Annotated in this window: 19 protein-coding genes; 5 read left to right on the forward strand and 14 right to left on the reverse strand. The window is 48.8% G+C overall.

Annotation, left to right across the window (positions count from 1 at the left end; genetic code table 11):
• Positions 1 to 76: 76 nt before the first annotated feature.
• Complete coding sequence (locus H6F90_RS09775) at positions 77 to 274, forward strand: hypothetical protein (protein ID WP_190552285.1); 198 nt, start codon at positions 77 to 79, stop codon at positions 272 to 274.
• 101 nt (positions 275 to 375) lie between these two features.
• On the opposite strand, the gene H6F90_RS09780 is transcribed toward H6F90_RS09775, so the two are convergent.
• Complete coding sequence (locus tag H6F90_RS09780; RefSeq protein WP_190552286.1) at positions 376 to 1,098, reverse strand: hypothetical protein; 723 nt, start codon at positions 1,096 to 1,098, stop codon at positions 376 to 378.
• Between the two features lie 382 nt (positions 1,099 to 1,480).
• On the opposite strand from H6F90_RS09780, the gene H6F90_RS09785 reads away from it, so the two are divergent.
• On the forward strand, positions 1,481 to 3,784 hold the full coding sequence (locus H6F90_RS09785; RefSeq protein WP_190552287.1) for a Tex family protein: 2,304 nt from the start codon (positions 1,481 to 1,483) through the stop codon (positions 3,782 to 3,784).
• 51 nt (positions 3,785 to 3,835) lie between these two features.
• On the opposite strand, the gene H6F90_RS09790 is transcribed toward H6F90_RS09785, so the two are convergent.
• From H6F90_RS09790 to leuS, 4 genes are all read right to left on the reverse strand, one after another.
• Positions 3,836 to 4,717, reverse strand: a complete 882-nt coding sequence (locus H6F90_RS09790) for a YDG/SRA domain-containing protein (RefSeq protein WP_190552288.1) — start codon at positions 4,715 to 4,717, stop codon at positions 3,836 to 3,838.
• A 109-nt stretch (positions 4,718 to 4,826) separates the two neighbouring features.
• On the reverse strand, positions 4,827 to 5,429 hold the full coding sequence (locus H6F90_RS09795) for a PIN domain-containing protein (RefSeq protein ID WP_190552289.1): 603 nt from the start codon (positions 5,427 to 5,429) through the stop codon (positions 4,827 to 4,829).
• Positions 5,426 to 5,896 carry a hypothetical protein gene (locus H6F90_RS09800; protein WP_190552290.1) on the reverse strand — a complete coding sequence of 157 codons (471 nt, stop codon included), beginning with the start codon at positions 5,894 to 5,896 and terminating at the stop codon, positions 5,426 to 5,428. The genes H6F90_RS09795 and H6F90_RS09800 overlap by 4 nt, the downstream gene beginning before the upstream one ends.
• A 105-nt stretch (positions 5,897 to 6,001) precedes the next feature.
• Complete coding sequence (leuS, locus tag H6F90_RS09805; RefSeq protein WP_190552291.1) at positions 6,002 to 8,566, reverse strand: leucine--tRNA ligase; 2,565 nt, start codon at positions 8,564 to 8,566, stop codon at positions 6,002 to 6,004.
• 80 nt (positions 8,567 to 8,646) lie between these two features.
• On the opposite strand from leuS, the gene H6F90_RS09810 reads away from it, so the two are divergent.
• Complete coding sequence (locus H6F90_RS09810; protein ID WP_199295810.1) at positions 8,647 to 9,060, forward strand: gamma-glutamylcyclotransferase; 414 nt, start codon at positions 8,647 to 8,649, stop codon at positions 9,058 to 9,060.
• 140 nt (positions 9,061 to 9,200) lie between these two features.
• Here H6F90_RS09810 and H6F90_RS09815 read toward each other — a convergent pair whose 3' ends face one another.
• The 5 genes from H6F90_RS09815 to H6F90_RS09835 all read right to left on the reverse strand — a co-directional run bounded on the left by H6F90_RS09815 (position 9,201) and on the right by H6F90_RS09835 (position 15,278).
• Positions 9,201 to 9,827, reverse strand: a complete 627-nt coding sequence (locus tag H6F90_RS09815) for an anti-sigma factor (RefSeq protein WP_242024399.1) — start codon at positions 9,825 to 9,827, stop codon at positions 9,201 to 9,203.
• A 143-nt stretch (positions 9,828 to 9,970) separates the two neighbouring features.
• Positions 9,971 to 10,630 carry a sigma-70 family RNA polymerase sigma factor gene (locus H6F90_RS09820; RefSeq protein ID WP_190439613.1) on the reverse strand — a complete coding sequence of 220 codons (660 nt, stop codon included), beginning with the start codon at positions 10,628 to 10,630 and terminating at the stop codon, positions 9,971 to 9,973.
• A 256-nt stretch (positions 10,631 to 10,886) separates the two neighbouring features.
• Positions 10,887 to 11,072 (reverse strand): hypothetical protein, encoded by a 186-nt coding sequence (locus H6F90_RS09825; RefSeq protein WP_190552292.1) that lies wholly within the window; start codon positions 11,070 to 11,072, stop codon positions 10,887 to 10,889.
• Positions 11,073 to 11,305: 233 nt separating this feature from the next.
• Positions 11,306 to 11,638, reverse strand: a complete 333-nt coding sequence (locus H6F90_RS09830; protein WP_190439616.1) for a hypothetical protein — start codon at positions 11,636 to 11,638, stop codon at positions 11,306 to 11,308.
• 106 nt (positions 11,639 to 11,744) lie between these two features.
• Positions 11,745 to 15,278: a DNA polymerase III subunit alpha gene (locus H6F90_RS09835; RefSeq protein WP_190552293.1), complete on the reverse strand. Its 3,534-nt coding sequence runs from the start codon at positions 15,276 to 15,278 to the stop codon at positions 11,745 to 11,747.
• Positions 15,279 to 15,648: 370 nt separating this feature from the next.
• Between H6F90_RS09835 and H6F90_RS09840 the strand changes: the two genes are divergently transcribed.
• Together H6F90_RS09840 and H6F90_RS09845 are read left to right on the forward strand one after the other, a co-directional pair.
• Positions 15,649 to 16,878 (forward strand): DUF3747 domain-containing protein, encoded by a 1,230-nt coding sequence (locus H6F90_RS09840; RefSeq protein WP_190552294.1) that lies wholly within the window; start codon positions 15,649 to 15,651, stop codon positions 16,876 to 16,878.
• A gap of 140 nt (positions 16,879 to 17,018) precedes the next feature.
• On the forward strand, positions 17,019 to 18,179 hold the full coding sequence (locus H6F90_RS09845) for an isomerizing glutamine--fructose-6-phosphate transaminase (protein ID WP_190552295.1): 1,161 nt from the start codon (positions 17,019 to 17,021) through the stop codon (positions 18,177 to 18,179).
• Positions 18,180 to 18,196: 17 nt separating this feature from the next.
• On the opposite strand, the gene H6F90_RS09850 is transcribed toward H6F90_RS09845, so the two are convergent.
• The 4 genes from H6F90_RS09850 to gatA form a co-directional block, all read right to left on the reverse strand.
• Complete coding sequence (locus H6F90_RS09850; RefSeq protein WP_190552296.1) at positions 18,197 to 21,844, reverse strand: NB-ARC domain-containing protein; 3,648 nt, start codon at positions 21,842 to 21,844, stop codon at positions 18,197 to 18,199.
• Between the two features lie 277 nt (positions 21,845 to 22,121).
• Positions 22,122 to 23,027, reverse strand: coding sequence for an alpha/beta hydrolase (locus H6F90_RS09855; RefSeq protein ID WP_190552297.1), 906 nt, complete (start codon positions 23,025 to 23,027; stop codon positions 22,122 to 22,124).
• A 105-nt stretch (positions 23,028 to 23,132) separates the two neighbouring features.
• Positions 23,133 to 23,402 (reverse strand): hypothetical protein, encoded by a 270-nt coding sequence (locus tag H6F90_RS09860; protein WP_190552298.1) that lies wholly within the window; start codon positions 23,400 to 23,402, stop codon positions 23,133 to 23,135.
• Between the two features lie 74 nt (positions 23,403 to 23,476).
• Positions 23,477 to 24,937: an Asp-tRNA(Asn)/Glu-tRNA(Gln) amidotransferase subunit GatA gene (gene gatA / locus H6F90_RS09865; RefSeq protein WP_190552299.1), complete on the reverse strand. Its 1,461-nt coding sequence runs from the start codon at positions 24,935 to 24,937 to the stop codon at positions 23,477 to 23,479.
• Positions 24,938 to 25,022: the final 85 nt, after the last annotated feature.

A 25,022-nucleotide genomic window follows, 5' to 3' on the forward strand; every position in this document is an offset into this window, starting at 1 on the left:
CCGTCCAGCGTCCCTGGCAAAGTTTAGCCAACATGGAAGTTAGAGAGAAGTTAGAGACATATACGCGAGGTGAACTATGTTTCCTTTCTGGAGCAACAACTGGGGCAACGCCTGCTACGGTAACGAACCCATTTCTCGCAAAGCTCGACTAGAACGTAAACTCGGTTTCCTGCGATCGATGCGAGATGACTTAGAAACTAAGTTGGCAGGTCTCAACGCTGCGATCGACAACGTAGAGCGGCAGATTGGCCAAGACGATGTCCCTCAGGTCTAGATAGCGATCGCCTTCTAGAAGTGCTTGAGAGAGCCAAAAACAAACCCCAACCTTCTGGCTAGCTCAGTTGCTAAACGAAAGAGGTTGGGGTTTGTTTTTGCTTATGACGCTTTGTTGGAGGCAGCCGCATTGCGAGACAGGCTGTATTGTCCAGTTCTGCCGCGATACCACTTGTTCTCTTTCACGCCCGCCGAGAGCACATGCAAAATGCGATCGCGAGCTTTGTTGCGCACAGTCTGAGGCATTTCCTGCTCAAAGATGGCATCAACAATCGCGGGTACTTCGATAATGTCTTCGGGCTGGCGTTGCAGTACTACCGAGACGGCTTCAGGCAAAGGAGTTTTACCGAACTCCGACCGCACATATCGCTGCCAACCTTCTAACTTTCTAGCTGGCTTAGCGCCACGCTTAGGTTTGTCAGGGTTAGCCCGCCGACCTCTACCAGATTTAGCAGGAGCGGGAGTTTCGGTTTCTGCTTCTACTTCTGGAGGAGACGCAGGCGTAGAAGGCTCAGGAGCCACCTCATCGGCTACAGGTGCAGGTTTAGCATCCTGAGCTTTACTCGCTCTAGGCTTTCTACCCGGTTTGCCCGGCTGCTTAGCAGGTGCGGCAGGTGCAGCAGGCGCAGCAGGAGTTGAACCTGTATCTGCGGAGCTAAACATACCAATCACGCTTTTCAGGCTGTTGCGCTTTTCGCGGACAGCCTCCAGCTGCACCAAGAGTGTAGCTTCCTGAGATGCCAAATCAGCATCTACGTCTAGGAGTTTAGTCAGAACGGAAGTAGATGTTTGTTCAGATGATGGAGAATCTGTCACCGGAGACATTCCTTTAGGTTACGCATGTTAGTGTTAATTCTAAAAGAGAGAATGAACTGTTCTATCATTTCAGACAAATGTTTTGCATAAAAATTCACATCTTTGTCGCACATAACCCCTCATATCCGCTTTTTTAGACATAAGTTGGCGATCGCTGACACGAATCTCAGTAATTTTACAGATCTAAGTAGAAAAGCTGAAATCCAGCTCTGAACGTTGATTGCTCGTCTGTGTCACTGCCAGATTTACGCTAGTTAATCGTGAAGGCGATCGCCTCCAGTACAGATTAATTAAGCCAGTAATTTTGGCTGAGTCATGCAGGTGGAGATAAGATGATCAAAACTGCTAAAACAGTTAACACTGACGTTCCCACTCGACTCTTGCGATCGCGATGCTGAACATTCCTCAAATTCTGGCTGAAGAGCTAGACCTCAGACCCCACCAGGTTAAAAGCGCCTTAGAACTCTTTGCTGAAGGAGCTACCGTTCCCTTCATTGCCCGCTACCGCAAAGAGCGCACCGAGGAAATGAATGAGGTGCAACTGCGAGCTCTCTTCGATCGCTACACTTACCTCAGCGAGTTGGAAGAGCGCAAAGCTGCCATCTTAGAGGCGATCGCCGCTCAGGGAAAACTAACCGAAGAACTGCAAGCTAAGATTGTCCCTTGCCTCCAGAAAAACGAATTAGAAGACCTCTACCTGCCCTACAAGCCTAAGCGTCGCACTAGAGCCACCATTGCCAGGGAAAGGGGGCTGCAACCGCTAGCCGAGTTTATTCAAGCCTTGAACCGCTCTAGTGCGGCTCCTGCTGCCTTAGAAACAGAAGCCAGCAAATATCTCTCTGAGGAACAGGGAGTGAAGACGAGCGAAGATGCTCTCCAAGGTGCCTCGGATATTTTGGCAGAAGGTGTAGCGGAGCAAGCAGAGCTACGAGCTTATTTGCGGGATTACCTGATGGAGACAGGCATCTTTGTCTCCAAAATCAAGGCAGATTATGCAGAAGGTACAACTAAGTTTGAGATGTACCGCAACTTCCAAGCCAAAGCTAAAGCGATCGCTCCCCATAATCTCTTAGCGCTCTATCGCGGCGAGGCAGAAGGGATTTTAGACTTTGACCTCACCTTCGATGAAACAGCAGTGCTCTCCTATTTGGAGTCGCAGACAATCCGCACCAAAACTCCAGCAGTGCGCGACTTCTACCGCACCATGATTAAAGATGCGTTTAATCGCTTGATGAAAACCTCTTTAATCAGTGAGGTACGGGGCGATCGCAAAGCCTACGCAGATATGGAATCGATCAAAACCTTTGAAACTAATCTCCGGGAATTGCTCCTCTCCAGTCCCGCTGGCATGAAACCCACCTTGGCGATCGACCCTGGTTTCCGCACCGGATGCAAAGTCGCTGTTCTCGACCAAACAGCACAGTTTCTCGCCTATCAAGCCATCTTTCCTCACCAAGCAGCAGCGCAACGCGCCCAAGCCGCTGCCACCCTCAAGCAGTTGATTGAGCGATATCAGGTTGAGTTGATTGCGATCGGCAATGGCACCGCTGGACGAGAAACGGATGAGTTCGTCACAGAAGTATTGGCAACCTTAGACCGCAAGCCAGTCAAGGTGATGGTGAACGAGTCGGGTGCTTCGATCTATTCCGCCAGTGAGGTGGCGATCGCAGAATTTCCTAACTTAGATATCACCGTGCGTGGTGCGATCAGCATTGGACGACGCTTGCAAGATCCCTTAGCAGAACTGGTAAAGATTGACCCTAAATCGATTGGGGTGGGGCAGTACCAACATGACGTAGACCAAAAGCTGCTAAAGAAGAAGTTAGACGAAACGGTAGAGAGTTGCGTCAACTATGTGGGCGTGGACCTCAACACTGCTTCTAAGGAACTGCTGACTTTTGTTTCTGGCATCACTCCCACGATCGCCAACAACATCGTTGCCTATCGCAACCAAAACGGTGCCTTCAAGAACCGCCGTTTACTCCTGAAAGTGCCAAAGCTCGGCCCTAAAGCTTTCGAGCAGGCCGCAGGCTTTTTACGCATTCGAGACGGCGAGAATCCACTGGACAACACCGCCGTTCACCCAGAGAGTTACAAAGTCGTAGAAGCGATCGCCAAGGATTTACAGGTACCTCTCACCCAGATCACGCAAGTTGCAGAACGGGTAAACTCTACCAATCTGAAAAAATATGTGACTGAGACGGTGGGAGAACCGACACTACGCGACATTATCAGTGAGTTAGAAAAACCAGGCCGTGACCCCCGTGCTGAGTTCAAATACGCCACCTTCAGAGAAGGCGTCAAAGAAATTTCAGACTTGCAAGTTGGCATGGAGTTAGAAGGTGTCGTGACCAATGTGGCTAACTTTGGAGCCTTTGTGGATGTTGGTGTGCATCAAGATGGCTTAGTCCATATCTCCCAGCTCGCCGATCGCTTTGTCAGCGACCCCAAACAGATTGTGAAAGTGGGTCAGGTGGTAAAGGTACGAGTGCTGGAGGTTAACGAAGCCCTCAAGCGGATCAGTTTAACCATGCGCTCTGGACAAGAAGCTCCCAGACCCACCAGTCAGCCCAGTAAAGGGAATCAGGTAAGCAAACAGCAAAGCGAAAAGCAGGGTGAAAAGCAGGGCGATCGCGCCAAAACCCCACCTGCCACACTCAACGACCTCAAAGCCAAATTTGGCAAGAAACGCTAGAGAGGCAGCGATCGCTCCTGGTTGAGGAAAAATAGGGGCGATCGCTAGTCCTTATAACTCACCCTGCTTAAGATAGTAATGTTCTCTGTGATAACGTAAATTATCTGGATGGATCTTATGCTCAGCTATTACTGTAAGGACGCCTTCTATTCCTATTAAGGATAAGTTATCTGCTACAGAAAAAGCACCATAGTCAAAGAGCACATGATGATTGGGGCAGAGGCAGAGAAGATTATCTACTGAGTCGCAACCATTGTGAGGTATGCCTAATGGTCTGATATGGGCTGCTTCTGCGTAGGGTCCTACAGCTCCTTCAAAGCGAGTACTACAAACTTGGCAACAGTAATCATATAGCTCTTTGATTCTTCGTGCCTGGTTAGTATCTCTAACAATTCTCAAAATATTCGTTTCTTGGCGATACGAAATAGAGTAAGAAGCTAAGTCGTCTGTAACTTTTGAAGAAGTAAAAATTTCATTTTCAAAAAATTTTACCAGACGATAACGCCAAACGTAATATCCTGCTCTACCTTTTTCTTGCCAAAAGTCTTCTACTCGGTAAAGGCCATCATATCTGTACCCTGTGGAAGGTGAATTGTTACTCTTATGTGCTGAACCACAAATTACCCTAACTGGTAATCCTTTGAGCTTACTCTTTGCTAATGCTAGATTGCCACGATTTAGCTTTTGATGAGCAACTTGCTTACCAGTATTTTGGTCTCGTCCACCTTGACCCGTATAGAGAATTTCGTCACCCAAATCCTGGTCATCCTCATAACCTCCAGACAAGACGATGGAATCTGCTTCATCTGCTTCTGTCCCACTAATCCCTGCTACAAGGGGACGGTGCAGCCCTGCTGCTGCTAACTCTGCCCCAGATTCAAACCAAGAACCAACTGGAAAGCCTGGAATATGACCAAAAATTCTTTCAGGCATACTTCTATTTCACGTTAAGCCTGTTTTTATTCTCAATCAACTTGTCTACTTCAGATAACTATCAACGTGGTCTCCTCTAAGCGGAGGATCACACATTTGATAGCTACGGTCACAGTTGCGCCTGAAGAAAGCTCAAGCCGTGATCAAATCGGGGAATCATTCTGCAATTTAGTTGATTTAGTTCATCAACAATATCAGGACTGTCAAAATCCTTCGAGTTTCGGTTCAGAAAACATGCCTGCTGAGGTTGGTGGCACCGTAAGTGGCTCATGACTGATGCATAGACAAGAGCATCTTGTGGCGTCAAATCATAAGTGTTTTCACAAGATGCTGCTTCGCTCAAAATATCAGCGGTAAGCGCAATGACCTCACCGACTTTGAGAAACCGCTCTCGGCATTGAACAAAGCGCTGTCTTTCCTCCTCATTGCTTTGCACAAGCAAACTAGCAATATCCTGGATGCTCCTGATCCGACTGGTATAAGAAGCTGTACGGGACAGCTGTCGTAATTCAACATCTAGTAACTGTTGCAGATCGCGACGGCTTCTTGCTTGACGACTCAGCTTTTCATGAGGTTCAGCAAGGCTGTAGGCTGGGATAACAAGTTTTGCCTGTCCCGCTTCACAAAGTTGCAGAATTTGTTCACAGCTTGCACACTGCTCTTGCTCAAAGGCTAGCTCTAAAACAAAGTTAGTCTCAACATAGATGTTCACGCTGCCATCTCATGCTCAAACTTTCCACCAGCCAAGACAGCATATAACCCTGAATCGACTAACCATCGCTGAGATTGGTCCATGTTTTCATAAGGTTTCTCAGAGTGCATGATCTCTCCAAGCCATGCTGCAACAATCAATTCCAGGCTTTGCCCACTAATCTGATCAGCTGTTACTCCTGCCTGTTCAAAATAGGGTTGCAGAATTGGATGGGCATCAATCGTATAAGTAGGCTCACTCTGGTCTAAATAACCTTCAGTATCAGCCCATAAATAAAACCGATCTGGAAAGACCATTAAGACATAGGGAGCCTTAGGGAAAGTGCCATGGGCAAGGATATTGCGTCGAAGTTTGGCTGCCCACTCTGCTGATGCGTTGATTTTACGCTTAACTTCAACCACAAGCGCGAGTTGACCGTTGCGGTTGGCAACTGATAAATCCCAACCAGTATCAAGGTTGGTAGTCATGACAAACCCGCCTGAACAATCAACTACTCCCCTATTTTATCGGGATTCCCACAACTAAAGAGAGGTATTAGTTAGGGGTTCAGCATTGCCAAACCCCTATTATCGCTACGCCACGACGAAGTTGACCAGTTTACCAGGCACGACAATCACCTTTTTGATCTCCTTACCTTCGATGTAGCGCTGAGCCAATTCCGACTCACGGGCATATTGCTCCTGGGCCGCTTTGTCAGCTCCCGCAGGTACTTGGATACTGCCACGAGTCTTACCTAAGATTTGAATCACAATCGTGATTTCATCCGCTACCAAGGCCGCAGCTTCCGCTTCAGGCCAAGCTTGCAAGTGAATTGACTCTGTATGTCCAATCCGCTGCCATAACTCATCGGCAATATGCGGAGCCAACGGAGCCAACAGCAAGAGCAATGTCTGAATCCCTTCCACATAGATGGGAGACTCTTTGCAGGAGGCATCTGTGAGCGCATTACTCAGCTTCATCAACTCAGACACCGCTGTGTTGAATTGATATTCCCCTTCAAAGTCTTCTGTCACTGCTTGGATCGCTATGTGGATGGCGCGACGGAGATCTTTTTCTGGCTTGCTCAATGCAGCTAGATTTGCCTTCTTGGTGCGATCGCCACCCTTCTCGGCAAACTCACTCACCAAGCGCCACACCCGACCCAAAAAGCGGAACTGACCTTCCACATCGGCGTCATCCCACTCCAAGTCTTTCTCTGGAGGAGCCTTGAAGAGGATAAACATCCGGGCTGTGTCTGCGCCGTACTTCGCCAATACCGCCTCTGGATCAACCCCGTTGTACTTCGACTTAGACATCTTCTCGTAGAAGACCTCCAGTGCTTCTCCAGTTTCGGGATCTTTGGGATCGGCAGCATTCACCAAGTTAGGTGTGACATATTTACCCGTGGTAAGGTTCTTGTAAGTCAAGCCTTGCACCATCCCCTGTGTCAACAAGCGCTCAAAGGGTTCGTCGAAATTGAGCAGACCGCGATCGCGCAACACCTTGGTAAAGAAGCGGGAGTAGAGCAAGTGCAAAATCGCGTGTTCAATCCCACCCACATACTGATCTACCGCCATCCAGTCATTGGTGATGGCAGGGTCAAAGGCTTGCTGATCGTTGTTGGCATCTGGGTAGCGGAGGAAGTACCACGACGAATCAATAAAGGTATCCATCGTGTCGGTTTCACGCTTCGCTGCGGTGCCACAAGTAGGGCAAGGCACATTCACCCAATCTTCCAATTGAGCCAAAGGAGATGGCCCCCGACCGGAGAACGCAATATTTTCTGGCAACCGCACCGGAAGATCTCGGTCTGGCACAGGTACCGCGCCACAGTTGGGGCAATGAATGATCGGAATCGGTGCGCCCCAATAGCGTTGACGGGAGATCAACCAATCTCGCAAGCGATACTGTACTCTTGCCTTACCAAACCCTTGTGCTTCCGCAAACTGAACGATCGCTTCTTTACCTTGGATCGATGGCGTGCCATCAAACTGACCAGAATTGACCATAATGCCTGGCTCAGTGTAGGCAGCTTCTAGAGGCGCATTGGCATCGCCGCCTTCGGGCACAATCACTGTCTTGATCGGCAAGTTCTTTTCCGTGGCGAACTTGAAGTCGCGCACATCATGAGCAGGCACCCCCATAACGGCCCCAGTGCCATACTCGTACAGCACGTAGTCGGCAATCAGAATTGGCACTTCCTCGCCGGTGAACGGGTTGATCGCTTTGCCTCCGGTTGGAATCCCCCGCTTGGGTTTATCCTCTGCGGTTCGCTCCAACTCACTCTGACCCGCCACTTCTTTGGCGAACGCTTCCACTGCTTCTTTGCGATCGCTCGTGGTGACGCGAGCCGTAAGGGGATGTTCTGGCGCCAGCACCACATAAGTCACGCCATAAACCGTATCCGGGCGAGTGGTAAACACCCCAATTTTTTCGTCAGATCCCACAATGGGGAATTCCAAATAAGCCCCAACTGATTTGCCAATCCAGTTAGCCTGCATCAGCTTGACTCGCTCTGGCCAACCCTTGAGCTTGTCCAAGTCAGTGAGCAGTTGCTCGGCATAATCGGTGATCTTGAGGAACCATTGCTTCAGCAGCTTCCGCTCTACCTTCGCCCCCGATCGCCAAGAACGACCTTCATTATCTACCTGCTCATTCGCCAACACGGTTTGGTCAACCGGGTCCCAGTTCACTGCTGACTCTTTTTGGTAGGCCAAGCCAGCTTGGTAAAACTGCAAAAAAATCCATTGCGTCCAGCGGTAGTAATCTGGCGAGCAAGTGGTGACTTCTCGACTCCAGTCGAAACAGGTACCCAGCTTCTGCAACTGCTTCTGCATTTGAGCCACGTTTTGGTAAGTCCACTCAGCGGGTTGAATCCCGCGATCGATCGCCGCGTTTTCGGCAGGCAAACCAAAGGCATCCCAACCCATTGGGTGCAGCACTCGGTAGCCCTGCATTTTCTTCAGTCGCGCAATCACATCGGCAATGGTATACACCCGCACGTGCCCCATGTGCAGATTACCCGAAGGATAGGGAAACATGGACAGCGCGTAGAATTTGGGCTTGTTAGGATCTGTAGAGGTATGGTCTAAGCCTAGCTCAGCCCAAGTTTGCTGCCACTTGTCCTCAATTGCTTTGGGGGTATACCGGGACTCCACGAACGGAACTCCTGCTAAATTTCAGTCATCTGGTTTGCCTACCTATTCTAAATGCTCGGCACTGGTCTATTACATTGCAAATGGATTTCTTGAAAGTCTTTGTCTACGGCACCCTCAAGCCAGGCGAGGTGAATTACCAACGCTACTGTGCAGGCAAAGTTGTGACGGCAACACCCGCGATCGCTCGTGGTCAGCTATTTGCTTTGCCGTTGGGCTACCCAGCTATGACTTGGGGAACTCAAACGGTGCACGGGTTTTTGCTTAGCTTCCAGGACACAGCCATCTTGTCCCGCTTAGATGCTTTAGAAGATTTTGTGTCAGGGCGATCGCCTGAGCAAAACGAATATCAACGAGAAGTGATTACGGTTTTTGACTCAGAGGGGCAACCGTTGGGCAGGGCTTGGGCTTACCTCATGCACCTCCATCACATTCAACAACTCCGAGGCGTCCTAATCCCCGATGGAATTTGGCTGGCGCAAGCCCGACCCAGTTGAGAAAACACTGACAAAACGAAAGAGGTAAAACAGCTTCCACCCCTGTTTTACCTCTTTTGTGACCTGGTTTCGTTGCCTGAAAAATTGAGACCCGCGATCGCTAGAGCCCGTCTAGCCACTCATACTTCGCTAGCAAATATCTAGCGAATATTATCGTTGGAGTCGTTATGAATATCTTCGACTGCATCCGCTGGTAGAGAAACCGGAGCCTTGGGAATTTCCACCACTGGCTGATCTAGGGCAATCATCAAAGCGTCAGAATTAACGGGCTGCGCCGAGCTAGGCAGTTGTGCATTCTGAGCTACACCTGAGCCTTCAATAGGAGACTGGGCAAACTGGGGGCTGAAAGAGTTGTTGCCGGGAAGGAATCCGGAAACCGCACCCACAAATAAAGCTGCAACCGCTGCGCCACCCCAAAGTAGAAGTTGCTTAGGCCGACGATTAATTCGCTTGAACACGGCATCAACGGTTTGGTCAACCGATTGACTTGCCGCAGGTACGGGCATCGCCTGCAAGCCTTGGCGGAGTTCCAGCAAGCGGGTGTACAAACGCTTAACAACGGGGTCTGTTGCTAGCCATTCTTCGACTTGCTTACGTTCTGCGGCAGTGACTTCACCATCCAGGTAAGCACTCAATAATTCGAAGCGATCGCGTTGGAGCATAGAACGGGCACCCGTAGGTTGATGGGGGTTATCAATCTGTCCAGTGAAACCATCTTCAGGGGACGTTGGTTTAGAGCTGTTACGGGACTCAAAATCAGACATCATCTTTACATCACTACCAGGTCACGCCAGGAAAACACACTAAAATTTACAGACCATTTAGTCTAATAGACCAATCATAGAAGAACAGCTTGAGCCTGACACTGTTCCTAAGTCAGAGACCCTAACCGTATCTCTTACGGTTGATGTTACTGACCATCCAAATAGTTCTGTAATTGAAACTGCAACCGTTGCCTGGCTCTAGCAATTCTTGACTTTACAGTACCCAGAGAAACGCCCGTAATCTCGGCAATCTCTTCATAGGCCATGCCTTCAATTTCACGCAACACGATGGTGGTGCGGAAAACTTCAGGTAAGTCAGCGATCGCCTCACGAAGTTGGTCGTAAAACTCTCGGGTCGTCAAGTGTTCTTCGGGGCCTGGATCAGCAGAAGCAATCTCCCAATCCATTTCTCCGTCATCCATCGCTCGCGGCGCATCTAGAGATAGAGGCTCTGATACTCGCTTGCGCTTCCGCAGTTCGTCATAGAACAAGTTGGTGGCAATACGGCTTAGCCACCCCCGGAACTTCACTGGATCGTTTAAGCGTTTGACATTGCGGTAAACCCGAATCCAGACTTCTTGAGCCAGATCTGAGCGATCCTGCCAATCAGGAGCAAGATGATACAAGACCCGTTCTACATGGGACTGGTAGCGCCGCATTAATTCAGCAAATGCCGAGCGATCGGGCCGTAGCCCTTCTTGACATTGCAAAATCAAATCGTAATTTGAGAGTTTTTCGGGTTGCACTGGCACTTGAGGAGCATTTGCCTCAACCGTGGACCAGGATACAGGAAGAGAGTGACTCATGGGTGGAATCTGGGTCTATAACATTCCTGTTTGGTTTGACGCCGCTAGATTCAGAGAGTTCCCAGGATTCGTCTCAGTTAGTTTTAGCTCTAAGAATTGAGATTGAGCCGCTGAGTGGAGGCCCATCCTTATATTTAGAGCTGATAATCCTGCATCTTGCACATGGTTTTCATTAACAACATTTCAATAGTACTTTGAGGATTGCCAGATTGTTTCAACCTCAAACAAGTTCTATCAACCCCAAAGGCGCGAAGGGCTATAGGGCAGGAGGTTTGATGAGATTGGTAAAGAAAGCTTGAGCTTCTGAATTATTGGCAAGTTGACTGGAACCAACCGGGGTCTGGGCCGTTTCCGAAGCTTGGGAACCTGGGGACCAGTTACCGCCTAAAAATAAATTTAGGGAGAATGTAATAGTAACAGCTAGCAAAAGTTTTTCTGGCATCACGGGCTCTCCTCACAAAGTAGTTCAGTTAGGGAACACTTCTGAAGTAGAGGGTTGCTGGTTTAATACCGCTCATCCTACCGAGGTCCCTGAATCCGCTGTACAGATTTAATGATTTCTACAGCCTTACTTAGAGTGCCCATCAATTACTAAATAACCATGAGGTAAGCAACAAGTTATGATGAATTTTGTCCTGGTTGGTTCCCACCTAAACAGCCCTAAACCAGTGCTTGTTAAGAATCCTTGGCTTTGAGGTCAGCCAGCATTAGATTGATGCGCTCCGCTACATCTGCTTTACCTTCGGGGTCAGCATCGTAAAGAAACACATCTAGAACGAACCAGCGGCACAAAATGGGGTCGATTCGGACTAATTCCAGCATCACGCCATTGATGACTTCAGTCATCCAGGTTCTCGGCAAACGCTGTAATTCATCTCGAATAGCCAAGGCATCTTCTAAGTTTTGACTTTTGTGGGCGGCGATCGCGGATTTAACCACAGCCTCAACCAATTTGTTGAGACCTGCTGTTAGCTCGGAATTGGGGGAGTTCGGATGCTGGTCTTCCAAAGAATTTTTCAGGTAGCACTACTTCTGAGCTTAGTACGACTACCCGAATTATGCCTGACATTAATCACGATTATTTCCAGCGCCAGCATAGCGCCAAACCGTAGTGTTACGAATTCACCAAAGCCGATGCTCTAGCTTGAAATCCAGCTTGGGCCAAGGCATTCACAGCAGCTTGATAATCTTGAACGCGGAACTGAGCTCCTAGACGGACAAATTGGCGGCGATTCGGTGCTGAAATAACGGCCACTACAGAAATTTTGGCTCTCTCTTCTTCGCCTCGATGTTCCAAGAGGACAGTCCGTAAGCGGTGTTGGTCTTCAATATTGCTGGCTCGCTGGGGATCGAGTTCCACCATCAACATTCGTACTTCTTCCACAGGTTCAGCATCATCAATAATGAACTGGTTGCGGTCATCGCGGCGATCGACTTTGCCCCAAATCATTAAACGCGCGTCAGGGATAATGTAAGCGCCAATCCGCTCAAAAGATTTGGGAAATACCACAGCTTCCGCTTGTCCGGTTAAGTCTTCAATTTGCACAATCGCCATGCGATCGCCTTTTTTAGTGACGACAGGCTTGACGCTGGACAGCATGATGATGGTGCTAATGGTGACATCGTCACGCTGATCGCCCAAGTCACAAATATTGATCGGGGCCAAGATTTTAGCGGATTGCTGCACCGATTTCAGCGGATGGTCGGAGATGTAGAAACCGAGCAATTCTTTCTCTAGCCGTAGCTTTTCTTGTTGCGGAAAATCCTCTACGGGCGGCGCTTTAGGAGCAGATTCAAAATTAGTAGCAGTTGTATCAGGGCTTTCAGTCGTTGCTCCACCAAATAGATCGAACAAGTTACCCTGCCCGATCGCTCGATCCTTCGCCCGCGATTGCGCCCAGTCAGTCACTAGCTCCAAATCTTGAATTAGCTGGTTGCGGTTGGAGTTAGGGTCAAAAGCATCCATCGCCCCGCACTGAATTAAGGCTTCTAAAGCTCGGCGGTTTACTGAGCGAGAATCCACGCGATCGCACAAATCTGCCAGCGACTTGAAAGAACCTCCTTCATCCCGAGCGGCCAAAATACACTCGATCGCACCTTGCCCGACGTTACGTACCGCTGACAAACCGAACAAAATACTGGTTTTAAGCGGGGTAAAGTCCACAAGCGATCGATTGATGTCTGGTGGCTCCACCTCGATCCCCATACTCAAACAGGTACTAAGGTATTTTTGAACTTTATCCTGGTCGCCACTATTAGCAGTCAATAACGCTGCCATATATTCGACTGGATAATTCGCCTTTAAATAAGCCGTTTGATAAGTTACATACCCATAAGCTGTGGAATGAGATTTATTGAAGCAATATTCTGCGAAGAGCACCATTTGATTGAAGAGTTCTTCGGCAATTTTGGACTTCACACCACTTTTAGTTGAGCCGTCTACAAAGATTTCTTGATGCTTTTGCATCTCAGATACCTTCTTTTTACCCATAGCTCGGCGTAGCAAATCGGCTTGTCCCAATGAATAGCCACCCATATCTTGAGCAATTTTCATAATTTGCTCTTGATAGACCATGATGCCGTAAGTTTCTTTGAGAATAGGCTCTAAAATTTGATGAGCATAATCAATTTGTTCTCGGCCATGTTTGCGGTTAATAAACTTAGGAATTAGACCCGCATCTAAAGGTCCCGGACGGTAAAGAGCCAGAATCGATGAAATATCTTCTAGATTTGAAGGTTTGAGATCACGTACGACCTGGCGCATGCCAGAAGACTCTAACTGAAAAATACCTTCTAGTTCACCTTTGGCGAGTAGAGCAAAAGCTTTGGGGTCATCAATGGGAATTTCGTCTGGATCAACTTTTTGACCATGCGTTTGCTCAATTAAGTCAACCGTTTTCTGGATCATCGTCAAGTTTCTAAGACCCAGAAAATCCATTTTTAGGAGGCCAATATTCTCGATGTCCTCCATAAAATATTGAGTAATCACAGAGCCATCATTGTTCCGCTGTAACGGCACGATTTCATCTAGAGGTTGTGCTGAGATCACCACTCCAGCAGCATGAACCCCAAAGGTTTTGTTCGTGCCCTCAATCCGGATTGCCATATCAATCCAGCGGCGATAAGTAACGGAAGTGTTGGGAATGGTTTGATTACCATCGTATTTTTCTTTAAATTCTGGGGCGGGAGTGCCGTCCGAAATCATGACCTTGAGCTTGGCGGGTTTGCCCCGAGCTACTGGAATCAATTTCGCCATGCGATCGGATTCGCCGTAGGGAATATCCAACACTCTGGCTACATCTTTCAGCACCGCTTTTGAGGTCATACGGTTGAAAGTAATAATTTGCGCTACTCGATCTTCACCATATTTGCGGGTGACATATTCCAGCATTTGGTCACGTTTTTCAATGCAGAAATCGGTATCAATATCAGGCATTGACTTCCGTTCTGGATTCAAAAATCGCTCAAATAGTAAGCCATGATGAACCGGATCAATATTAGTAATTTTTAGAGCGTAGGCGACTAGAGAACCTGCGGCTGAACCACGTCCTGGCCCCACTGGAATGCCACTATCTCTGGCGTATTTAATATAGTCCCAAACAACTAAGAAATAATTAGGAAATCCCATCTGCTGGAGCATTTTTAGCTCATACTCCAAGCGCTCGCGATAGGTGGGAGGTATTTCTTGGCGAGACTGACAGCTTAATCGCTGGAGTAAACCTTCCCAAGTTACGTATTCTAGATAAGTATCAGGAGTGTGACCTTCGGGAACAGGATAATTTGGTAGAGGATCTTTGCCTAAGATGTCGTAAGGTTCTACTTTTTCAGCAACTTCTAGCGTGGTTGCGATCGCCTCTTCAATCACTTCATCAGGCAAATGATCTTGGAATAGTTGCCGCATTTCATCTGCTGATTTTAGATACTCAGTTCCGCTATAGCGCAGCCGTTTATCCTCAGCAATTAGCTTACCTGTTTGAATACATAACAGCGCATCATGGGCTTCGACATCAAAGCAAGAAATAAAATGCGAATCGTTGGTGGCGACAATTTTGATGTCTAACTCGCGAGCAATTTTAATAATTTCAACATTAACGATGCGGTCTTCGGTAGAACCGTGATCTTGAATTTCGAGATAATAATCCTCTCCAAACAGATCTTTGTACCACTGAGCGACTCGACGCGCGACTTCTGGTTTGCCTTGCATGATGGCTTGTGGCACTTCACCACCCAGGCAAGCACTCGTGACAATTAGCCCTTCGTGGTATTGCTGCAATAAGTCTTTGTTAATGCAAGGGCGAGAAAAAATGCCTTTACCCTGCACCCCCTTTAAGTGGGAGATGGTGGTGAGCTTTACCAGATTCTTATAGCCCTGAGTGTTTTTAGCCAGTACAACTTGGTGATAGCGAGGACGGCGCTCTTGCTTCTCGATGTCACCGTTGATCACATACATTTCGTTGCCAATAATTGGCTTAATATTTTTGCCACGGCAAACTTTGATTAATTCGATCGCCCCATACATGACTCCGTGATCCGTCAGCGCGATCGCGGGCATACCGAGTTCCAAGGCGCGATCGATGAGGGCGGGCAACTGGCTGGCTCCGTCGAGCAAGCTGTAGTCACTGTGAATATGCAGGCCAACGAAAGACATGGGCTTCTCAACCACAGACGGATGGAGATTAGATTACCGCATATCTAGTGTTCGCACCAATAAGTTAACCCCATCACTCCCAATATCTAGCGGAGGTTAAGTTATTAAGTGAAGTTTAAGTCAACTGTGCTATTTACCTCAGGCTGACTGATAGTACTCTTGCACTATTTTATTCGCTTTAGAGCCGAAATGCAGTTAAGTTTTGCGGGCTTGACTGATATATTTAGGGCACTTTAAGTAAAAATGAGGCTCAAATTAACCGGACCATCCAAGTCCCAAGTCGTTAAAAAATTAATATAAGGCCAGCAACTTTATCGGAACTGGTGCAATCACTATTAATACCTCACACACAAGATTTCTCCCGCCCATTATGTTGAATTCCCTGCGACTCCAATTGGCTGTCTCAGCCACGCTAGCGTTGAGTGCCATCAGTTCCGTTAATCCAGCGATCGCGGCTGCTACCTTCAGTCAACAAGAGGTAGATCAGAGCAAATTTATTGCTGTAGCTGCTCCCTATGGCCGACAAGCTCACCAACTCCTCATCTTAGAACAAGTCTCCAATAAGCAGGCCTGCTGGCAAGAAGGCGGAATCGCCACAGGAAGCCATACACCTGTAGAACCGCTGTTACTCGGCTTTGACTTCACTGGCATTTGTGGACGCAGCACCGATAGCAACGGCTACTCTGTGCGGATGGCAGGCCAAGACCTAGGCTTGAAGTATAGTTTGCGAGTGGTCAAACGCAACAATGAATTGGTGCTCATCGGGCAACCCAACCGGGGACAAAATTTACCAGCGTTGGAAATTGGCAGAACCCGTGGCTTAGACTCAGGCTTCGCCAAGATTTTCCTTGATCCAGGTTGGCGGTTGAGTAAGCGCGTTTACAACGATCGCCCATTGGGTCATGTCTACCTCACCAATGATTTGGCTCCGGAGACCCTGCTACCCAGCAATATTGCCACGGGTTCGACTTCACCTACTACGATGCCTGCGGTTGGCTCTACCAAACCTGCGGGTCTGCCGACGACTGGCCCAACTCGGCCTGCCAATGGACCTGTAACTGTTCCTGCTCCCCTACCAGCGGCTCGACCCACTCAACCAATTGGGATTGTTCGACCCACGCAACCAATTGGGACCGTTCGGCCTGCTCAACCCACAGTAGTGATTCCCAAAACCCCCACGACTGCAACTGTGATTCCAGTGCCAGTTCCTCCTCCTCAATCCACAAGTCAGCCCATTAGTCAACCGATCAGCCAGCCAACTGGGGTAACACCTCCGAAACCAACTGCATCCACGTCTATTCCTATTCTGGTACCCTTACCAGAAACCAAGACGGGAAATCGACCCAGCACTTCTAGTGTCAAGCTCCCTGCCATCACGCCTGCGGTGAGCATTCCCCCCGTGACTAACTCCAGTCGTCCTTTACCCAACAGCAGTATTAAGGTGACACCCGCTCCCAGTCTCCCATCTGTTATTCCCTCCCCTAGTGCGCCTAGTAAGGGGGGTTTCGTGGTGCCCACAGTAGGAGAGCAAAGCAGCACCCAGGCACCTGCGACTCCCACAGTTCAGATCAAATTACCAACCGTTACGGTTTACCAGTAAGCTGAATTCTCCGTCCATCTACTAAGGGGCAGAAAGATCGCCAGTAAATAATTCGGTCTTCTGCCCCATGTTTTTTAAGCTAGCTTGGGTTGCTATTAATATTGTCAGCAATACTGTCAGCCCTGTTAGACTTATCCTCCATGCTGGACGATCGCCCAGAATTTCGGCACTCAGAATTTCGGCATTTCATGCTGAAAGAGATCTATGAGCAACCTGATGTCGTTCGGGCTTGCCTAGAGAAGTATCTGAATTTGGACTGGACACAGAATTGCGCTTCAGAGTCTCCAATCGATCTGGGATTGCCAGCCAGCTTCTATAACGGTTTGGCCGAAATTCACATTGTTGCTTGTGGCACCAGTCTCCATGCCAGTTTAGTTGGGCAATACTGGCTAGAACAATTGGCAGGTATCCCGACTAGAGTTCGTTATGCTTCGGAGTTTCTAGATCACCCATTTCCCTTAACTCCCAATACACTGACGATCGCAGTCACTCAGTCGGGAGAAACAGCAGACACACTCAAGGCGCTGACATTCGAGCAACAACGGCGGTCTCAACTCACTCCAGCTTGCCGTCCTCGCTTGCTAGGTTTAACCAATCAACCGGACAGTACCCTACAGCAACGAGTAGACCATATCCTACATGCACCTTCTGAACAGGAAGTGGGAGTGGCAGCAACCAAGAGTTTTGTCGCTCAGTTAATAGTGTTCTACACCTTGGCGCTGAATCTGGCTTGTCGCCGCCAAATGCTATCTAGCGATCGCCTCGATATCTTGCTCAGAGAGCTAGAACGGTTACCCGAAAAGATATCCCAAATTTTAGCAGCAACAGACGCGATCGCCCAACTAGCGAAAGAGTTGGTGGATACTCAAGATTTTATCTTTTTGGCTAGGGGGATTAATTATCCCATTGCGCTCGAAGGAGCCTTGAAGCTAAAGGAGACCAGCTATATTCATGCTGAAGGTTATGCGGCGGGAGAGTTTCTCCACGGGCCGATCGCGATTCTGGATGAGCAAGTAACGGTGGTCGCGATCGCGATGCCAGGGCAAGTTTATGACAAAACTTTGGCGAATCTGCAAAAGGTGAAATCTCGTGGCGCTAGGTTAATTGGCATTACCACGCCTGAAAATTCTGAAGCCGCCGCTTTGTTTGATTCCTTGCTGCCAATTCCAGAGGTAGATGAGTTACTCTCGCCAATTTTGACGGTGATTCCCTTACAACTGCTGGCCTATTACATCACGGTGTATCGGGGGCTAGATGTCGATCGCCCGCGTGGTTTAACTAAATCTTTGAGTGCAGAATAATACAGTCGCGTTTGGTGCTATGAGTCAGCGATCGCTCCCAAGGCGATTAATGTGGTTTTTTGGGCTTCTGTTAAGCCTTTGACCTCTGTAATATTCATTCCTTCATAGGGTCGCGGTGGTTGCAAGGTGTTGAGACAGGTTCCAGTTTCCAGATCCCAACACTTCATCGTTTCGTCTTGGCTCCCACTCCACAACAGGTGATGACGGGCATCCAAAAGCAAGGACCAAACCCAGTTTTGATGACCCGACAAGGTGTTGAGACATTCTCCGGTGCTTAAGCTCCAGATCTTAATTGTTCTGTCAGCACTACCCGTAATGAGCTGATCACTGCTGGGATGAAAGAGAATGGATAGAACAGCACTAGTATGTCCTGACAGAGTTCTCTCACATTCTCCAGTGGCAATATTCCACAGTTTGACGGTGAAGTCATCTCCCCCGGTTGCCAACAGTTGACCATCCGGGCAAAACGACACAGACCACACTCGATTAGCATGCGCTTGGAGAGTTCTGAGACATTGGCCTGTAGCCACATCCCACAGATTAATCATTTGCTCATAACCACCACTCGCAAGCAAGCAGCCATCTGGACTAAAGGCAACTGACAACACAGAACTCGTATGTCCTGACAATGTCTGGAGACATTCTCCACTGGTGATGTCCCACAACTTGACTAGATGGTCGTAACTACCACTGGCGACTAATCTGCCATCTGGACTTAAGGCGATCGCCCAAACCCAACTGGTGTGACCTTGCAATGTTTTTAGGCATTCTCCAGTTTGCACATTCCACAGTTTAATTGTGCGGTCTAAGCTGCCTGTTACTAAAGTTTGACTATCCGGCGTAAAGGCGACGCCAAAGATACGATTCGTATGTCCGCGAAAGATTTTTTTCAGTGGGTAGGTCAAACTGCGAGATGCGTCTGAATCTATGGCGTTGAAATCCCATAATCTAACTGTTTGGTCTTCATGACCACTCGCGAGCCATTGCTGATCTGGGCTGAGGGCGATCGCATAAATCGAGTTGCTGTGCCCCTGAATAGTTCTGGCACATTGGCTCGTAGAGATATCCCAAATTCTGGCCGTATGGTCATCTCCCCCGCTTGCGAGTAGCTGTCCCTCTGGGTGAAAAGCTACAGACCAAACTCGATTGGTATGTTTTTCTAAAGTAGTGAGACATTTACCTGAAGGCACACTCCACAGCTTTACAGTTTGGTCATAGCTACCACTAGCAACCACTTTGCCGTTCGGGCTGAACGCGACAGAGGCTACGGTGCTGACATGCCCTGGAAGCGTTTTCAGACATTCTCCCGTGCTAGCATTCCAGAGCTTCACGGTATTGTCAAAACTGCCACTCACCAGCGTTTGCCCATCTGGACTGAGTGCCAGCGCTTTAATCCAATGACTATGTGCCGGGAAGCTTTTGAAACATTCTCCTGTGGCGATCGCCCAGAGCTTGATGGTTTGATCTTCACCTGCACTGGCTAGGGTTTGGCCATTAGCAGCAACACTCACCGCCCAGACACAAGCGGTATGCCCTGCCAAAACTCTTAAGCAATCTCCTGTCTGGATATCCCAAATGCGGATGGTATGGTCGGTACTACTGCTAATGAGGATTTGCGCTGCTGCACTATCGGGAAAACTAGGATGAGGCGCAAAGGCGATCGCCGTGACAATGCTGGTGTGTCCATGCAAAGTTTTGAGGCATTGTCCTGTTTCTACATTCCACAGCCGCACTGTATGATCTTGCCCACAACTGGCTAAAACTCGGCTGTCCTGGTTAAAAGCAACCGCCCAAACCCAACTATTATGGCCTTTGCAAGCTACCATCTGCTTGCTGTTTGTTGCTCTCCAAATATGAATGTCGCCATTGGTATCACTGGTGGCTAAGAGCTGACCGTCTGTGTTAAAGGCTACGGAAGTAATGCCGCCGAAAGTCGCTGCAAAAACACAGTGAATGAATTCTGCCTGAGCAAAATTTACTTGATGTAAATTGACATCCTGTAGATAGGCTTGGCGGATCTTTAACCCGGAAAAATCATAACCTGCTAAATTCGTCTCTAGCTGACGAAATAAGTTGAGGAGATTGCCACCGCCATATCCGGTGAAGCCGAGCGATTGGCTCTGTAGCTGAGTCAGCAGCTGATTCAGTTTTTGTTCGAGCTGTTGTAGAGAGCCTAATTTGGTCAGCGATCGCTCCACCACAGCTTTTAGAATGAGCCGAATTTGGCTTTCCCGAATATATTCTTTGGCTTGCCCCTGCATCAACACATGACTCAACAGCAACCGAGGAGACACTGTGACGATTTCCTCACAGACTTGCTCGATCAGTTTCTCGGTCACATATTCCATCACCACGGGCTGTTGCGTAAATCCCAGTGGGCGAGTCGCACCAGCAGTCGGCTTGGCTGTGTCAATCAGACAGCGCCATGTCAGCGATTCCAGAGTCTCCATTAATTTGGGTCTGGAAATCTCCGGTATCATGTTGACTTGCAATTCTGCCGGAACAACTGGTTCCCGATTAATTGCTAGCCAATACATCACCTGAGCTTCTATGTCTGACAAGCGCTCAAACTGTTGAGTCAGTAAGGTCGCAATGCCGTTAAATGCTCCCATACCTTGGTCGAGAAACGCCGCAATATCACCGGCAAACAAATCCTGAATTGAGGTGGCGGCAATCTTGAGCGCCAACGGATTTCCCCGGTAGTGCTCGATCAACTGCTCTTGTTCGGTGGTCGAACCTGCCAATCCTTTAGCCAGCAAAATTTCATGCCCTGCGATCGCCTCTAACCCAGCTACTGGCAGCGTTCGCACGGGTAGCAAATCTCCTTCTAGCGCTCCGACTTCTTGAGGTTTCTCCCGAGTCGTAATCACCAAGCAACTTTGATGGGAGATCTCGCCGACCCGCCTCAGCAACTCTCCATAGCTTTCATAACCGCTGCGGTAAGCTCCTGCTCGCATACCTCCTTGGAGGATCGCCTCAAAGTTATCCAGAATCAGTAGACAGCGAGATCCTCGCAACAGCTCCAACAGACGAGAAAGCTGGCCGCTTAAACTTTCTGGCAAGGTGATGTCTTGCTGACGAGATAAAAACTTGATCAAAGTTGCGAGTAGCTCTGATAAGGGCGGGGCATCTCGCAGCGATCGCCAAATCAGACACTCAAACTCACCCTCTAATTGCTCCCCAACTTTGACAGACAAAGCTGTTTTACCAATCCCTCCCATCCCCAAAAGGGTGACGAGACGGCAACGGTCTTGCTGAACCCACTGACGCAAAGTGCTGAGTTCATCGGCTCGACCATAAAAGATCGACACATCAATCGCTTCTCCCCAATCTTGAGCCGGGAGTGAGGAGCTAGAAGCGTGAGCTAAGGAGGTGCTACTATCTCCTCGATCGCTAACTGCAACTTCCTGGCGCTTGGCTTGCGATCGCTTCAACACGGTTGGGCAGTTGAATTTTGTGACTCTCTCGCCTAAAGCATCCGAGAGTAACTGCCACAACTTAGCACCCGTATCTTTGATGTAGCCTTGGTCATAGCCAGATTCTTTCGCGATTTCTGAATATGACCATCCTTCCCAAGCTCGCTTAAATACTGTCTCTTGCACTTTATTTAAGCGGCCTACCTCTAGAACCTGCTCAACAATCCCTAATGCTTCTTCAGCAGTCATCAACCTGCAACTCAATCTTGGCTTTCAGTGAATAAATGACATTTAGCACGCTCATCAGGCGTACTAGCCGTTTACGCACCCCTCAATAAGCTTATCCGCAAATTTACGGTTTATCTGACTTTATTCTGACCTTCCCACACGAACAAATTAGGGAGATCAGGGTTGATATCGTTCAAAACAACACTTCACAACTAAGTAGCTTGGGTATACAGTTCTCCGCAAAGCCCTGCTACCTCTCAACCTTAGGCGATCGCTGGCTGAACGCCTCATTGCTCGATCACTGAGAAACAGCAGTTTGCTTCTGTCTGGTCTGCACCTGCTCCACAAATTGTTGAATCACTTGAAGATAGCGGCCCTCACCGATAGCAGCGACATCATTGTGTCCCGCATCCTCTACCAATAAAAGTTGCTTAGGGTCTGGCGCTGCCTGGAATAAAGTGCGGCTCATTTCTGCGGGAACTGTCAAGTCTAGAGTGCCGTGGATGAACAACACAGGCGTGTTCAACGATCGCACCTTTTCCAAGGAGTTAAACTTCTGCGTCAACAACAGATCCGCTGGAAATAGACCAAATCCACCTCGAACATCGACCATCCGGCGCATGGAAGTAAAACTGCTTTCTACGATCAGCCCAGCGACTTCAGGCTGCTTGATGGCTAAGTCGATTGCGATCGCTCCACCTAAAGAATGACCATATAGAAAAATCTGTTCCGGTGGAATCTCCCGGACTTGAGTTAGATAGTTCCACGCAGCTTGTGTATCTGCATAAACCTGCGCTTCAGTAGGAAAACTGCCCTCACTGCGACCATATCCTCGGTAGTCAAACACAAAGACAGATAGCCCTAGCTGATGAAACCGCTGAGATTGAGATACAGTGGCTCCCACATTCGCCCCATTGCCATGTACATACAAAACCACGCCTTGTTCTGGCTCTGTAGCGGGCATCCACCATCCATGTAAGCGCTCGGCTTTGCCTGTAGGAGTGGTGATGGGTATCCAGATATCTTGATAAACCAGATTGACAACTGCGGGTGTGGTTTCGCTAACGGAAGCAGGAAAGAAGATAAACCGATTTTGCCGAAATAGTAGGAAGACACAAGCTGCTAAATAGGCGATCGCCAGCCCTCCTCCCAAAATCAGCAACAACTTCAGCAATAGCTTGAACAGCAAAACCAGCGTGGGCATAAGTTTCAATTCCAGAGCCAATGAAGAGCGCTAGCCGTAACTCCCGTTGAAGTTGTTACTGACTAGCGCCATTCTCTGTATCACTTTAGCTAAGTGCCACTCCAGCTAAATAGAGTGCCGCTTGAACACATAGTAAGAGCCTGCTGCCGCGACTCCTAGTAACAAGCTGCTTCCTAGCGCCAGAGGCATTGTGGTATCAGGACTCGCAACTGTACGAGTCACTGTTTCTTCAGCAGAGTGGATCGGATCATGATGAGCTTGAGCGCTCGGGGCGATCGCGTGAGCAGCACCCACTAAAGCTAGCGTCAGGGAGGAGAATTGCCAAAATAAGCCTAAGTTCATACATCCTGCCTTAGAGTCTAGAAATTTCGTCATCCCTACAGGAAGACTGAAGGCATAATAACTAGACTCTGAATGTTCACTAATGGATCTTTAGAGAGAAAACAGAGTTAACCCAGATAGGGCAATTGCTCGTGCCAAGGCGTAGATTGCTCATAGGCATAGGCAACCTGGAACAAGATATCTTCCCGTAGCACATTGCTGATCATCTGTAGACCAATGGGCATGCCTTTGTCATCAAAGCCACAGGGAACGCTCAAGCCTGGTAAGCCCGCTAAGTTCACCGGAATGGTCATCAAGTCAGACAGATACATGCTTAACGGATCAGCTGTTTTCTCACCCGCCTTAAATGCCGTAGAAGGGGCAGTGGGACAAACTAACAGATCCACTTGTTCAAAGGCTCGCTCGAAGTCTTGCTTGATCAAAGTCCGAACTTTTTGGGCCTTCAGGTAATAAGCGTCGTAGTATCCAGCAGACAAAGCATAGGTGCCAATCATGATCCGCCGCTTCACCTCAGAGCCAAACCCTTGAGCGCGGGTCTTGGTATACATCGCCAGGATGTTATCAGGGTCTTCCGAGCGGAAGCCATATTTCACGCCATCATAGCGAGCCAAATTAGCCGAAGCTTCAGAGGGCGCAATGATGTAGTAAGTGGGCAAACCGTAGCGGAAACTAGGACAAGAAATCACTTGAATTTCCGCACCCAAATCTTGAAGCTGTTGAATCGCTTTGGTGACTGCAGCTTCTACGACCGGATCAAGTCCTTCGCCAAAGGTTTCTTGAATTACCCCAATTTTGCGCCGACCTCTGGGTTTGAGATCAGGCTTGAGAAATTTTGAGTAGTCCGGGATTTCTACGTTAAGGCTGGTCGAGTCTTTGGCATCGTAGCCTGCGATCGCCTGCAACAAAACTGCTGCATCTTCGACACTGCGACCAAACGGCCCAATTTGATCCAACGAAGAAGCATAAGCCACCAAACCATAGCGCGAAACCAAGCCATAAGTTGGCTTCAGACCCACCACACCGCAGAAGGAAGCGGGTTGCCGAATTGATCCGCCGGTGTCTGATCCCAAAGCGACTACGCACTCTCTAGCCGCAACCGCCGCCGCCGAGCCACCAGAGGAGCCACCAGGCACACGCTCTAGATCCCAAGGGTTAGCGGTGACTTGATACGCTGAGTTCTCGGTGGAGCTACCCATCGCAAACTCGTCCAGGTTGGTTTTACCCACCATTACAGCCCCAGCGGCAGCTAGCTTCTGGGTCACTGTGGACTCGTATGGCGGCACAAAGTTTTCTAAAATTCGCGAACCGCAGGTCGTGGGAATACCCTGCGTACAGAGATTGTCCTTAATCCCTACAGGGATACCTGCTAACAGTCCGATTTCTTCCCCTGCCGCAATTTTGGCATCGACTTGCCGTGCTTGCTCTAGCGCCCGATCTGCCGTGACGCACAGAAAGCTATGCAATTTCGGCTCTAGGGCTTGAATACGCTCTAGAGCTTCTTGGGTAATTTCCACAGCCGAGCGCTCTTTGCTGACAAGCTGTTGATGCAACTCGCGGATGGATGCCATGCAGCGACCTCTTCCTGACTCAAAGTCCAAAACTTTAGTATACGTTTCTGCAAATACACCTTATCTGTTTAGGCGAATAAAGTTC

The sequence above is a fragment of the Trichocoleus sp. FACHB-591 genome (assembly GCF_014695845.1).
Taxonomy (GTDB): Bacteria; Cyanobacteriota; Cyanobacteriia; order FACHB-46; family FACHB-46; genus Trichocoleus.

Excerpts from the sequence above, each read along its gene's own strand:
- H6F90_RS09775 (WP_190552285.1), top strand. The coding sequence starts at position 77 with ATGTTTCCTTTCTGGAGCAACAACTGGGGCAACGCCTGCTACGGTAAC.
- H6F90_RS09780 (WP_190552286.1), bottom strand. The coding sequence starts at position 1,098 with ATGTCTCCGGTGACAGATTCTCCATCATCTGAACAAACATCTACTTCC.
- H6F90_RS09785 (WP_190552287.1), top strand. The coding sequence starts at position 1,481 with ATGCTGAACATTCCTCAAATTCTGGCTGAAGAGCTAGACCTCAGACCC.
- H6F90_RS09790 (WP_190552288.1), bottom strand. The coding sequence starts at position 4,717 with ATGCCTGAAAGAATTTTTGGTCATATTCCAGGCTTTCCAGTTGGTTCT.
- H6F90_RS09800 (WP_190552290.1), bottom strand. The coding sequence starts at position 5,896 with ATGACTACCAACCTTGATACTGGTTGGGATTTATCAGTTGCCAACCGC.
- H6F90_RS09810 (WP_199295810.1), top strand. The coding sequence starts at position 8,647 with ATGGATTTCTTGAAAGTCTTTGTCTACGGCACCCTCAAGCCAGGCGAG.
- H6F90_RS09815 (WP_242024399.1), bottom strand. The coding sequence starts at position 9,827 with ATGATGTCTGATTTTGAGTCCCGTAACAGCTCTAAACCAACGTCCCCT.
- H6F90_RS09820 (WP_190439613.1), bottom strand. The coding sequence starts at position 10,630 with ATGAGTCACTCTCTTCCTGTATCCTGGTCCACGGTTGAGGCAAATGCT.
- H6F90_RS09825 (WP_190552292.1), bottom strand. The coding sequence starts at position 11,072 with ATGCCAGAAAAACTTTTGCTAGCTGTTACTATTACATTCTCCCTAAAT.
- H6F90_RS09835 (WP_190552293.1), bottom strand. The coding sequence starts at position 15,278 with ATGTCTTTCGTTGGCCTGCATATTCACAGTGACTACAGCTTGCTCGAC.
- H6F90_RS09840 (WP_190552294.1), top strand. The coding sequence starts at position 15,649 with ATGTTGAATTCCCTGCGACTCCAATTGGCTGTCTCAGCCACGCTAGCG.
- H6F90_RS09845 (WP_190552295.1), top strand. The coding sequence starts at position 17,019 with ATGCTGGACGATCGCCCAGAATTTCGGCACTCAGAATTTCGGCATTTC.
- H6F90_RS09850 (WP_190552296.1), bottom strand. The coding sequence starts at position 21,844 with ATGACTGCTGAAGAAGCATTAGGGATTGTTGAGCAGGTTCTAGAGGTA.
- H6F90_RS09855 (WP_190552297.1), bottom strand. The coding sequence starts at position 23,027 with ATGCCCACGCTGGTTTTGCTGTTCAAGCTATTGCTGAAGTTGTTGCTG.
- H6F90_RS09860 (WP_190552298.1), bottom strand. The coding sequence starts at position 23,402 with ATGACGAAATTTCTAGACTCTAAGGCAGGATGTATGAACTTAGGCTTA.
- gatA (WP_190552299.1), bottom strand. The coding sequence starts at position 24,937 with ATGGCATCCATCCGCGAGTTGCATCAACAGCTTGTCAGCAAAGAGCGC.